This window comes from Streptomyces sp. MUM 203J, assembly GCF_022414595.1.
GTDB lineage: Bacteria > Actinomycetota > Actinomycetes > Streptomycetales > Streptomycetaceae > Streptomyces.
The window spans coordinates 1-11,550 of record NZ_JADWYO010000098.1; the positions used below are offsets into that span (position 1 = coordinate 1).

An 11,550-nucleotide genomic window follows, 5' to 3' on the forward strand; every position below is an offset into this window, starting at 1 on the left:
GCCCCCGGCGCCGCCGGGGTGAAGCCGCCCCCGGCCGGCCGCGGCACCCGCCGCCCGCCGGGCGGGGCTGCCGTCGCGCTCCGGCTCCTCGACATGCCGTTGTTCCCCCGTGGAGGCGTGTGCCCGGCAGAACGGGCGGGCCGTGCCCGGCCATGGGCGCGCGGGCCCGCGGCCGCGTACGTCAGCCCGCCGTCAGGCGGTTGCCGTCACACCGGGACCCGACGCGGACGACGCCGTGGACCGATCCGCGTTGACCGTCGCGCTGTCGTCGTACGGGGCAGCAGCCCCCGGAGGCCGGTGCCTCCGGGGGCTGCTGCCGGTCGGGCCCGCCTCCGTGCCTCCGGCGGCGACGGCGGGCGGGGCTGTGCGCGTACGCGGGCCGGGTGCGGGTCAGCAGCCGCCCGAGGGGGCGGCACCGCTGATCTGGAGGGTGGTGGCCGGGGCCGCGCAGCAGCCGCCGCCTCCCTGCTCCGGGGTGGCCTCGGGCTGGTCGTAGAGGCCGGCGCCGCCGCACACGCCGGTCTCGGGGAGGGTCAGTTCGACGCGGTCGGCGGACTCGGTGTCCCCGGCGATGGCGGCGACGACCGAGCGTGCCTGCTCGTAACCGGTCAGGGCGAGGAAGGTCGGGGCGCGGCCGTAGGACTTCATGCCGATCAGGTACACGCCCTGCTCGGGGTGGGACAGTTCGCGGTGGCCGTGCGGGTAGACCGTGCCGCAGGAGTGGACGTTCGGGTCGATGAGCGGGGCCAGCTCGACCGGGGCCTGGAGGCGCTCGTCCAGGGCGAGGCGGAGTTCGGAGAGGTACGAGAGGTCGGGGCGGAAGCCGGTCAGGACGATCACCTCGTCCACCGGGTCCAGACGGCGGCCGTCCTCTGCGACCAGCACCAGCCGCCCGCCGTCGGCGGCCCGCTCGACCGCCTCGGTACGGAAGCCCGTCACCGCCTCCGCGTGGCCGTCCTCCACCGCCGCCTTGGCCGCCAGGCCCAGTGCCCCGCGCGCCGGGAGCTGGTCGGCCTCGCCGCCGCCGAAGGTCGAGCCGGAGACGCCGCGGCGCAGGATCCACACCGTGCTGGTGCCCGCGCCGTCCTTCGCCTCCGCCAGCGCGGCCAGCTCCGCGAGGGCGGTGAAGGCGGAGGCGCCGGATCCGAGGACCGCGACGCGCCGGCCGGCGTAGCGGGCCCGTACGGCCGGGTCCCTCAGGTCGGGGACCCGGTACGCGATCCGGTCGGCGGCGGTCCCCTCGCCCAGGGCGGGCAGCCCGCTCGCCCCGGCGGGGCTCGGCGTCGACCACGTACCCGAGGCGTCGATCACCGCCCGCGCCCGTACCCGCTCCTCGCGGCCGTCGGCGGTGGTGAACTGCACGGCGAACGGCTGCGCCTCCCGGTCCGCGTCCACGATCCGGTCCCGCCCCGCGCGCGCCACGCCGGTGACGGTGGCGCCGTAGCGGACCCGCTCCCCGAGGGCGCCCGCCAGGGGCCGCAGGTAGTGCTCCGCCCAGTCCCCGCCCGTCGGGTACGCGGCTCCGTCCGGCCTGGCCCAGCCCGTCGGCGCCAGCAGCTTCTCGGCGGCCGGGTCGACCAGTTCCGCCCACCGGGAGAACAGCCGCACGTGCGCCCACTCCCGTACGGCCGTACCGGCGGACGGGCCCGCCTCCAGGACCAGCGGCTCCAGGCCCCGGTCCACCAGGTGCGCGGCGGCGGACAGCCCTGCCGGACCGGCTCCGATGACGACGACGGGCAGTTCGGCGGTGGTAGCGGTCACGGCGATCCCCTTGGCTGATTCGATGTCCATCAATGGCTTGCGCCGTCAGCATGGCACCTGATTCGATGAGCGTCAACATAGACAGAAATCGAACCAGTGGAGGACCGATGGAACAGGTGGATGTCGCCGTGATCGGGGGCGGCCAGTCCGGCCTCGCGGCCGCGCACGCCCTGAGGGGGCGCGGGCGAAGGCCGGTCCTGCTGGAGGCATCCGGCCGGGCCGGCGGGTCGTGGCCGCACTACTACGACAGCCTCACCCTGTTCTCTCCCGCGCGCTTCTGCTCGCTGCCGGGGATGCCGTTCCCCGGGGACCCGGACCGCTACCCGCACCGGGACGAGGTCGCGGAGTACCTGGCCGCCTACGCCGCCCGACTCGACGCCGAGGTGCGCACCGGCAGCCGGGTCGCGGGCGTACGGGAGGACGGCCCCGGCTTCGTCCTGGAACTGGCGGACGGGGCCCGGCTCGCCGCGCGTGCGGTGGTCGCGGCGACAGGCACCTTCGGCCGCCCGTACCGCCCGGCGCTCCCCGGCCTCGGCGGCTTCACCGGAGCGGTCGTCCACTCCTCCGAGTACCGGAACCCCGCGCCGTACGAGGGCAGGCGGGTGGTGGTCGTCGGCGCGGGCAACTCAGCCGTCCAGATCGCCGCCGAACTGGCGGAGGTCGCTCACGCGACACTCGCCACGCGCCGGCCCGTGCGCTTCGCCCCGCAGCGCCCGCTCGGCCGCGACCTGCACGTCTGGCTCACCCGGAGCGGCATCGACCGGGCTCCGGTCGGGCGGCTCCTGCGCACCCCGCCGTCCCAGCCGGTCATCGACGACGGCCGCTACCGGGGCGCGCTGCTGCGCGGAGCCCCGGACCGGCGCCCGCCGTTCGCGGGAGCGGAGGGCCGCGAGATCACCTGGGCCGACGGCACGACGGAGGCGGTGGACGCCATAGTGCTGGCCACCGGATACCGGCCCGACCTGTCCTGTCTCACCGGACGGCTGGCCCCTGGCGGCACCGGCCGTCCGAGTCATCGCGGCGGCGTCTCCACGGCACACCCGGGCCTGGCGTTCGTGGGCCTGGACTGGCAGCGCAGTCTGTCGTCCAACGCCCTGCGCGGTGTCGGGCGGGACGCCGCGCACATCGCGCGGCGGCTCGCCGCCCACCTCGCCGCCCGTTGACCTCCCGGACCCGCGACCACTGAATCGATATGTGTCAACATAGAAGTATGTCGAATGGCAAGGCGCTTCCCGTACTGGAGCCGGACGCCGACGCGGTTCCCTGCTGCCCGCCGCTCACCGAGCGCCGCATGACGGCCGAGGAGGCCGAGTCCGCCGCGAAGATGTTCAAGGCGCTCGCGGACCCGGTCCGCCTGCGGCTCTTCTCGGCCGTCGCCTCGCGCGGGGGCGGGGAGGCGTGCGTGTGCGACATCTCCGATGTGGGCGTCTCGCAGCCGACCGTCTCCCACCACCTGAAGAAGCTCAGAGAAGCCGGACTCCTCAGCTCCGAGCGGCGCGGCACCTGGGTCTACTACCGCGTCGAGCCGTCGGTGCTCGCGGCGATGGGCATGATCCTCGGGACGGCCGCGCGTCCCGGAGGCTGAGCGGCTTCCCGGCGGGTTCCTCCATGCCGGGCCGTCGGACCGCGTGCGCCGACGCGCCGGGCCGGATGCCCGGGGACGGGGCTCGCGGTGCACCCCGAACGGCTTCGGGGCCGGGGCGGCGCAGTCCGTGCGGGGTGCACCGCGGCCCGGCCGGAGGGTCTCGGGCCGGTGTGGACGAGACGGTGGCGGCGCCGGTGAGCGGAACACTCGCCGCGCGGCCGGCCGACCCCCAGCCCCCCTGCGGCCGGCTCCCTCCGGCCGCGTCCCTGTCGCCCCGCCCGGCCCTCGCGGCTGGGGCGGGGCGCATCACCGTTCGCGGCGCAGAGCCGCATCGTCACGGGCCGGGGGCGGCCGGGGCGTGAGCGCTGGAGAGGTCAGGCCCTTCGCCTGGCGGGGAAGCCGTGGGTGCGGGCCGTGAGGACCACGATGAGGACCGGGACCAGCAGCAGCAGGACGCTCCACGGGAAGGACGTGGTCCCGAGGGCGCCGAGCAGGATGCCGCCGACCACGCCGCCCCCGGCCATGGCCACGTTCCACAGCGTCACCAGCATGGCCTGGGCGGCGTCCGCCTGCTCGCCTCCGGCGTCACCGACGGCCGTCTGCAGGAGAGTCGGAGCGCCGCCCCAGCCGAGACCCCACAGGACGACCGCGGCGTAGACCAGCGGCGTGGACGCGGACCACAGGGCGAGCAGGGCCGCCGCGACGCCGACCAGGACGGTCCCGGCGATGGTCAGGGCCCGCAGGCGCCGGTTGATCTGGGTGCCGACGATCCAGATGCTCAGCAGCGAAGCCCCGCCGAAGACCAGCAGAACCAGGTCGGTCGTGTCGCCCATGCCGAGACTCCGGAGGAAGGTCGCGATGTAGGTGTAGAGGACGGTGTGGGCGAGGACGAAGCCCAGAGTGGTGATCAGGACGGGTGCGACGCCCGGGACCGTGAGGGCGCGCATCATCGGGGTGCCGCTCCCGGCGCGCTGTCCGGGGTGGTCGGGGACGGCCGCGGCGATCCAGAGCAGCAGGACGACGGTGAGTGCGGTCATGACGAGGAAGGCGGTCCGCCAGCCGACCGCCTTGCCGGTGAAGGTTCCGGCGGGGACGCCCAGGGACAGGGCGACGGGGATGCCGGCCATGGCGACGGCGATGGCCTTGCCCTGGAGGTGGACGGGCGCCATGCGGCGGGCGTAACCGGCCAGGAGGGCCCAGGCGAGCCCGGCTGCCACGCCCGCGACGAAGCGGGCGGCCATGGTCAGCGGATAGACGGTGGACAGCGCGGTGACGGTGTTGGCCGTGGCGAAGCCCGCCATCGTCGTGAGGAGGAGGCGCTTGCGGCGCCAGCCCGATGTGGCTGCGGTGAGCGGGATCGCGGTGAGCGCGGTGCCGATCGCGTAGGCGGTGACGGTCTGGCCGGCGGCGGAATCGCTGACGTGCAGGTCGGCGCTCATGGCGGGCAGCAGGCCCGCGGGGAGCGTCTCGGTCAGGCTGGTGATGAATACGGCCGTGGCCAGCGCGAGGAGCGCAGGCAGGGGGAGCTTGCCGCTCTGCGGGGCTGCTGGTTCCTTCAGTTCGTTGACGCCGACGGACGAGCCGACGGCCGGTTCGGTGCTTGCCATGGCCGTATGCTCAAACCCTCACATCGATGTGAGGGTCAATCCGGTTCGCGGTGAGGTGGGTCACGTGCGCATTGGCGAGTTGTCGGAGTGCACCAACACCTCGCGTCGGCTGCTGCGCTACTACGAGGAACAGGGCCTGATCGTGTCCCGGCGCTGTGCGAACGGGTACCGCGACTACGACGAGGCGCTCGTGGACCGGGTCCGGCAGATCCGGGGGCTCCTCGACGCAGGGCTGCCGACGCGGATCATCCGGCAGATCCTTCCCTGCCTGAACGGCCCGCAGGAGATCCACTTCTCCGACGCGACCCCGGACATGATCGCGACCCTGGAAGCGGAACGGGACCGGATGACCCAGCGCATCGACTGCCTGACCAGGAACCGCGATGCGATGGCGGAGTACCTGGAACGGGTGCGCCGCGCCGAGCGCACACAACCCTGAGCCCCGTCCGCGGCGGTCTGCCGACCCTGCTTCCGGCAGCGCCGGCGCACCACGGAGGAGAGGCCGGCGGCGACGGGCGGCGACCTCCGCGCACCGGGCGCGGGGCGGAAGGAGGCACGCCTGGTCCGGCAGCTTCCTCGGCCGGCCATGCCGAGCAGCAGCTTCGCGGCCACCGTCGCGCCGTCGGTGCGGACCGTGCGGGCCATGGCGGCTGCCCGGGCTCGGGTCCCGGGTGCCAGGGCGACACCGAGCGCGGCCGACAGGGACGCGGAGGTCGGGTTCGGTCCGTCGTGTGCCGCGCCGATGCCGAGGTCGGCGACGCGGCCGGCCCGGTACGGCTGGTCCGCCAGCTGGGGTACGACCACCTGGGGCGCGCCCGCCAGAGCGGCCGTGGCCGTGGTGCACGCACCGCCGTGGCGGACGACGGCGGCGACATGCGGGACCAGGGCGTGGTGGTTGACCTCGCCGAAGGGGTGTGAGTCCCTATCCCGCAAGGGATGTGAAAACGGGTCAGGTCGCTCCGGCAGGAGGGACCTGACCCGTGCTCCTCGGTCAGGTGGGCGATTCTGCGGCATGCCCGGGGCCTTGCCGCAAGCCCCCCTGTGGGCCATGCCCTGATCACGAAATGAGTGGCTGCTCCCCTCCGCCGACCGGCGCGAGCCGGCGGCGGCCCACCCCCGTACCGGACATGTCGCACCGGGTGAGCGGGGCGACGGAGCCGGACTCCATGCCGCAGTGCGCGGCCGTCTGGGCCTGTCCGGTGATCTCCCCGGCGGGTCAGGTCCGGCGGGTGCGCAGTTCCTCGGCGGTGCGCTGGTAGGCCTCGGCCGCGTGGTCGAAGTAGTCGAAGAGGACCCTGAGCTGGTCGGGGGTGTAGCCGCGGAGGATCTGGGCGATCTGCTCGCGGGCGGGGGCCATGGCCTCGTCGAGTTCGGCCGGTTTGCCCACGGGTTCGACGATCACCTTGCGACGGTCCTCGGGGTCGGGAGCGCGGCGGACGTAGCCGGCCTGTTCGAGCCGGTCAATCAGCCGGGTGGTGGGGCCGGTGGTCAGCCCGGTGCGGGTGCCGAGTTCGCCGGGGGTCATGGGGCCGGTCAGTTCGAGGGTGTTGAGCGCGTACAGGTCCGTCGCGTTGAGCCCGCAGGCCCTGGCGCTGGCGTGGCCATGCAGCATCACCGCGCTCAGGTACCGCCGGTAGACGCGTGAGGCTTCCGCAGGTGTTGACATCCGGTCACTCGCTCTCTAATCTCTTCCTAAAAGCAGAGACTTCTTCAGTAAAGAAAGTTCTCTGAGGAAGAGTCTAAGGGAAGGGTACCGCTATGACCACGGTCCACACTCCTGCCGAGACCGCCGACGCCCTCACCGCACCCCGGCCGCGGAGCCGCCGCCGGATCGTCAAGCGGGTGCTGGCCGCCACCGTGCTCACCCTGGGCGCCGCCGCGGCCGGCGGCTACTTCTGGCTCGACGCCACCGCCGACGTCAAGGTCGCCGGAACCCCGGACTGTGCCGCTGTCACCCCGGCCGGGACACTCGGCGCCGGCCAGTCCCAGGCCCACCAGGCCGTCTGCGCCACGCTGAGTGCGGTGACCGATGCCTGGGGCCGCGGCGATGCCGACGCTTACGGCGCCCAGTTCACCGAGGACGCCACGTACATCACGTATGCCGGCACCTACTACGAAGGGCGCCGCGACATCGCCGAGGGGCATCGGGCGCTGTTCGGAGGCTTCGTGAAGGGCACCGAGCTCGCCACCTCCTACCTCGGCATCCGCTTCCACGGCCCCGACACCGCCATCGTCACCACCCGCGGCGACACCTACGAGGGCGAGTCCGCGCAACCGGGCGACCTGGCCAAGATCCAGACCTTCACCCTGGTCCGCGGTGCCGACGACGCCTGGCGCATCGCCGCCTTCCACAACACCGCGCGTCAGCGCGTCATGGAGCGCATCTCGTTCCTGGTCGACTCCGGCACCCGGCCCGCCGCCGAGAAGTGACACGCCGCGAAACAGCCCCACCCACCCGTTACCCGCGCGGACAAGAGGAGTGCACAGCCATGGATCGCATAACCGTGAACCAGGCCGCCGTCGAGGCCGCCGCAGTGCTGCGCCGCTGTCAGGACGCCTGGGGCCGGGGCGATGGCGCCGCCTACGGCGCCTGTTTCACCCCCGACGCCACCGATGTCACGTTCGCGGGCACCGTCTACCGCGGTGCCGAGGACATCGGCCGCGCCCACCAGGTCCTGTTCGACACCTACCTCAAAGGCACCCGGCTCCACCTGGACATCGTCGGAACCCACCTCCCCGCCCCGCGCACCGCCGTCGTCGTCGCCCACGGCGAGGTCGCCAGGAAGCCCCCCGGACGTCTGGGCAAGCGCGCCACCTACACCCTGGTCCGCGGTGCCGACGACGTCTGGCGGATCGCCGCTGTCCAGAAGACCAGGCACAACCGCCTCCTGGAGACGATCTCCTTCATCCTTCAGCCCCGCACGGCACCCGCCGGGGCCCCGCGCCCGGTCCGGCGCTGACCCTCCGCCGCGTCAGGCGCATCGGGCCCGACCGCCGACTCGGTGGCGGCTCGGTTCCGTCGGGTGTTCGACTCACCGGGCGTCTGGGCTTGTGTGTGCTGTCCGGTGATCCGGGGGCACTGGGGCAGGATGGGCGCCATGCCCAACCGACTCGCGCAGGCCACGTCCCCGTACCTCCTCCAGCACGCGGACAATCCCGTCGACTGGTGGCCATGGGAGGAGGGTGCCTTCGAGGAGGCGCGACGGCGGGACGTGCCCGTCCTTCTATCGGTCGGCTACTCCGCGTGCCACTGGTGCCATGTCATGGCGCACGAGTCCTTCGAGGACGACGAGACCGCCGCGTACCTGAACGAGCACTTCGTCTCCGTCAAGGTGGACCGTGAGGAGCGGCCCGACGTGGACGCGGTCTACATGGAGGCCGTGCAGGCCGCCACCGGGCAGGGCGGGTGGCCGATGACCGTGTTCCTGACGCCGGACGCCGAGCCGTTCTACTTCGGTACGTACTTTCCGCCCGCGCCCCGGCACGGGACGCCGTCCTTCCGGCAGGTGCTGGAAGGGATCGCCGCCGCGTGGCGGGACCGGCGGGACGAGGTCGGGCAGGTCGCCGGGAACGTGGTGCGGGAGCTCGCCGGGCGGACCCTGGGCGCCCAGGGTGCGGACGGGGTGCCCGGGGAGCCGGACTTCGCGCAGGCGCTGCTCGCGCTGACCCGGGACTACGACGACCGGCACGGCGGGTTCGGCGGGGCGCCCAAGTTCCCGCCGTCCATGGTCGTCGAGTTCCTGCTGCGGCACCACGCCCGCACCGGGTCCGAGGGGGCCCTCCAGATGGCCGCCGACACCTGTGAGGCCATGGCCCGGGGCGGGATCTACGACCAGCTGGGCGGCGGCTTCGCCCGCTACTCGGTGGACCGGGAGTGCGGAGTGCCCCACTTCGAGAAAGTAGATGTCTAAGGTCCATCGCTTCCGTATCATTTTCCCTGAGAATAGAGGGGGTTGTGGTGCGCGAGGATCACGCGACGCTGGTCGGGTTGGGGCTCAGCCCTGAGGAACTGGAAGCCCTGGGACTGGACAAGCCCGCGACGGCCGAGCCGTCCGGACTCATGGACGCCTACCTGCGACGAAGCAACAAGAAGGAAGACCTGGCCACGTTGCGGGGGCACTTGCGGGACGTGGTGCGCTGGGCGCAGACGAACGGACTTCAGATCCGGCACGTCTGGTTCGAACAGCTCTCAGCTTCCAAGACCTATGTGCGGAGGCGGGAGTTCGAGAGGGCCACGCAAGCGATCATGGACGGCAAGTCCAAGACGCTCGGCGTGTGGAAGACGGACCGCTTCGACCGGCGCGGCATGGGGGCGGTGGGCCGGATGCTCGACGAGTTCGACCGCCGGCAATCGCGGCTCGTCTCCGTTTCCGAAGGGTTGGACTCCTCACAGGGAGGCCGCATGGTCTTCGCGATCCTGAGCGAACGCGCCAGGGCGGAAGCGAAAGACATAGCGAAGCGCGTGAAGATCGGCCATGACTCGCACAAGGCGGAAGGCCGAAGAGGAACGGGCAGGCCCCCGTTCGGTCTCTACAGCGCGCCAGGAAGCGGCAAGGTCGAACCCCATCCCGACGAGTACGACACAGCCCGCAGGCTGGCGGATCTCTTGCTCGACAAGAAGACGACGAAGGACACCGCCCACCAACTCAATGAGGAGGGATACCGGACCCGGAGCGGTGCCACCTGGTCGCCCACGGCGGTGAGCAAGCTGGCTCAGTCCCCGCTCTTCGCGGGCATGGTCCCGGTCCGGCGGCGCAAGACGGATGAGCACGGCAACCCCTTGGACAGTTGGGAGGGGTACGGCGAGCCTCTGCGCAACGAGAAGGGCGAAGTCGTCATGTGCGGCAAGGGGGTCGTGACGCCGGGCGAGTGGTTCAAGATCAAGGCGCTCATTGCCGAGCGGACCGACGAACGATGGGCGAAGGGGAAGCCGGAAGCGAAGTATCTGGGCACGGGGAGCTACCGATGTGGGCGGCTACGGGACAAGAAGGGCACGGGGGAGCTTGAGTCGTGTGGTGGCTCGATGAGTCACCGTGGCGGACGCTACCGGTGTGAGGTCCGACAGACGCGGGGCAAATCCATCTGCGAGGGAGTGGTGACCCTCGCCGACCGCATCGACCACGCGGTTGGACAGGCTTGGATCCACCACATTACGGCCCTTGAACCTGGTGACCCCGTGGTCATCGAGATAGCCCGCCGGTGGCTCGCCTTCGCGGACCCCGAAACGCAGGCGAAGAAGGACGAGGCTCAGAAGGCCCTTGAGGCCGCTCAGCGGCGCGTGAAGAAGCTCGAAGACGACTTCTACGTGTACGGGAAGATGGACGAAGAGCGCTTCGAGGAGCTGAGCGAAGGACAGCGCGCTGTCATCGAGAGCACCACCGCGACCCTTGAGGCGCTGGACGCGGAGGCAGACCTCTCGCCTCTCACACAGGTCGACACCCTGCGTGAGGCGTGGGAAGCGGCGGATATGGCGGACAAGCGGATGCTCCTGAAGTGCGCCCTTGGGAAGAAGGGCATCGCGGTCAAGCCCGCCGCGCGGCAGGGGGACCACACCCCGATCCTGGAACGGCTTGAGTTCGACTGGCTGTCGAATAAGGGCACAACCACCGAGAAGTGAGTTCGAAAAACAAGGCTGGGCCTTCGGGCCCGGCCTCGTTCTGTTCTCCGGTAGGCAATCTGCTCACCCGTCTCCGAGTGAGGGCGTCTACGCCCTGTGTGAGCGTACTGGGACAGCACGGATGGGCCCGCTGCCTCTCCACGTGGTGACGAAGTGACGGAATGACGTTTGGGTTCTATTCCATGCATAGAACCCAAACGCCATCTATCTATAAGAGGTAACCGGGATTCAGGGTCACTTCATCACTTCGTCACCGCCCGCGCTTCCCGCCGCTCACGTGCTGCCCCGGCTGTCTGTCCGGGGGCTTCTTCGTGACCCCACTGCGAGGCCCGCCGTGTACTACTCCTCCACCGGTTCCTTGGAGGACGAGATAGCCGCACTCGCCGGAACCCCGGAGGAACCACAGAGCACATTCCCCGCGCTGTCGCTCAGGCGTTCGCGGACTGGGGCGCCGGCCGGATCGAGGCGTTGGCCGAGGAGGGGTAGAGCGGTCCGGAAGTTCCCGCGAGTGCCCGCCGGCGATCCCGGAACCAGCTCCGAAAACGGGCCCTGGGTACGGCTCCGTTTTCGGGCCCTGGGTGCCGTCTGGCCTGGTCAAAGCCCGTTCCGCGCCCCTGAGAAAGGCACCCGCCAAGGGGTCTCAAGACCCGGTTAGGAGGGTGTCAGGTGTCGCGAGCGAAGAGCCCAGCCCAGCGAACGGGCGACCCGAACGGAGCGGCTACTCGGGACGCTGCCCCCGTGGTCTACGAGGGGCGTGCCCCTCGCGGCACATTCCGGCCGTCATGGGCATGGTCTGCTGTCCAGGGCACTTTCGACCCCTGCCCCCGACGGCTGCCCGCGTGGGGTAGTCGTCGGGGGCTTTCTTGTTGTCTGAACAGGCGGTCTTGACGGGCTTCTCCTAGTGGCTGAGAGTGGGCCTTGACCCCGGATCTTGGACACCCGAGACACTTGGATCTTGAGTCCAGGAGAAAGGATGTCCC

Annotated in this window: 9 protein-coding genes and 2 pseudogenes; 7 read left to right on the forward strand and 4 right to left on the reverse strand. The window is 71.7% G+C overall.

What is annotated here, in order from left to right; all coding sequences use genetic code 11:
- Positions 1 to 390: 390 nt before the first annotated feature.
- On the reverse strand, positions 391 to 1,791 hold the full coding sequence (locus I3F58_RS28180) for an FAD-dependent oxidoreductase (RefSeq protein WP_275679023.1): 1,401 nt from the start codon (positions 1,789 to 1,791) through the stop codon (positions 391 to 393).
- A 77-nt stretch (positions 1,792 to 1,868) separates the two neighbouring features.
- On the opposite strand from I3F58_RS28180, the gene I3F58_RS28185 reads away from it, so the two are divergent.
- Positions 1,869 to 2,924, forward strand: coding sequence for an NAD(P)/FAD-dependent oxidoreductase (locus I3F58_RS28185; protein WP_240111542.1), 1,056 nt, complete (start codon positions 1,869 to 1,871; stop codon positions 2,922 to 2,924).
- Positions 2,925 to 2,971: 47 nt separating this feature from the next.
- Positions 2,972 to 3,346 (forward strand): metalloregulator ArsR/SmtB family transcription factor, encoded by a 375-nt coding sequence (locus tag I3F58_RS28190; protein WP_240111543.1) that lies wholly within the window; start codon positions 2,972 to 2,974, stop codon positions 3,344 to 3,346.
- Between the two features lie 374 nt (positions 3,347 to 3,720).
- On the opposite strand, the gene I3F58_RS28195 is transcribed toward I3F58_RS28190, so the two are convergent.
- Entirely contained in the window at positions 3,721 to 4,953 is a 1,233-nt protein-coding gene (locus tag I3F58_RS28195; RefSeq protein ID WP_240111544.1) for an MFS transporter, read from the reverse strand.
- Between the two features lie 64 nt (positions 4,954 to 5,017).
- Here I3F58_RS28195 and I3F58_RS28200 point away from each other — a divergent pair, with 64 nt between their 5' ends.
- Positions 5,018 to 5,392 carry a MerR family transcriptional regulator gene (locus I3F58_RS28200; RefSeq protein ID WP_240111545.1) on the forward strand — a complete coding sequence of 125 codons (375 nt, stop codon included), beginning with the start codon at positions 5,018 to 5,020 and terminating at the stop codon, positions 5,390 to 5,392.
- A 137-nt stretch (positions 5,393 to 5,529) separates the two neighbouring features.
- Here the strand turns inward: I3F58_RS28200 and I3F58_RS28205 are convergent.
- Both I3F58_RS28205 and I3F58_RS28210 read right to left on the reverse strand, forming a co-directional pair.
- Positions 5,530 to 5,874, reverse strand: a pseudogene (locus tag I3F58_RS28205) (nucleotide disphospho-sugar-binding domain-containing protein); the annotation flags it as partial.
- Positions 5,875 to 6,169: 295 nt separating this feature from the next.
- The gene (locus I3F58_RS28210) at positions 6,170 to 6,619 is read right to left on the reverse strand and encodes a MarR family winged helix-turn-helix transcriptional regulator (RefSeq protein ID WP_240111546.1); all 450 of its coding nucleotides are present in this window, start codon (positions 6,617 to 6,619) and stop codon (positions 6,170 to 6,172) included.
- A 92-nt stretch (positions 6,620 to 6,711) separates the two neighbouring features.
- On the opposite strand from I3F58_RS28210, the gene I3F58_RS28215 reads away from it, so the two are divergent.
- From I3F58_RS28215 to I3F58_RS28230, 4 genes and pseudogenes are all read left to right on the forward strand, one after another.
- Positions 6,712 to 7,383, forward strand: a complete 672-nt coding sequence (locus I3F58_RS28215; RefSeq protein ID WP_240111547.1) for an SgcJ/EcaC family oxidoreductase — start codon at positions 6,712 to 6,714, stop codon at positions 7,381 to 7,383.
- Positions 7,384 to 7,442: 59 nt separating this feature from the next.
- Positions 7,443 to 7,913 carry an SgcJ/EcaC family oxidoreductase gene (locus I3F58_RS28220; RefSeq protein WP_240111548.1) on the forward strand — a complete coding sequence of 157 codons (471 nt, stop codon included), beginning with the start codon at positions 7,443 to 7,445 and terminating at the stop codon, positions 7,911 to 7,913.
- Between the two features lie 138 nt (positions 7,914 to 8,051).
- Positions 8,052 to 8,855: pseudogene (locus I3F58_RS28225) on the forward strand (thioredoxin domain-containing protein); the annotation flags it as partial.
- Positions 8,856 to 8,911: 56 nt separating this feature from the next.
- Entirely contained in the window at positions 8,912 to 10,570 is a 1,659-nt protein-coding gene (locus tag I3F58_RS28230; protein WP_240111549.1) for a recombinase family protein, read from the forward strand.
- The last annotated feature ends 980 nt before the right edge of the window (positions 10,571 to 11,550 follow it).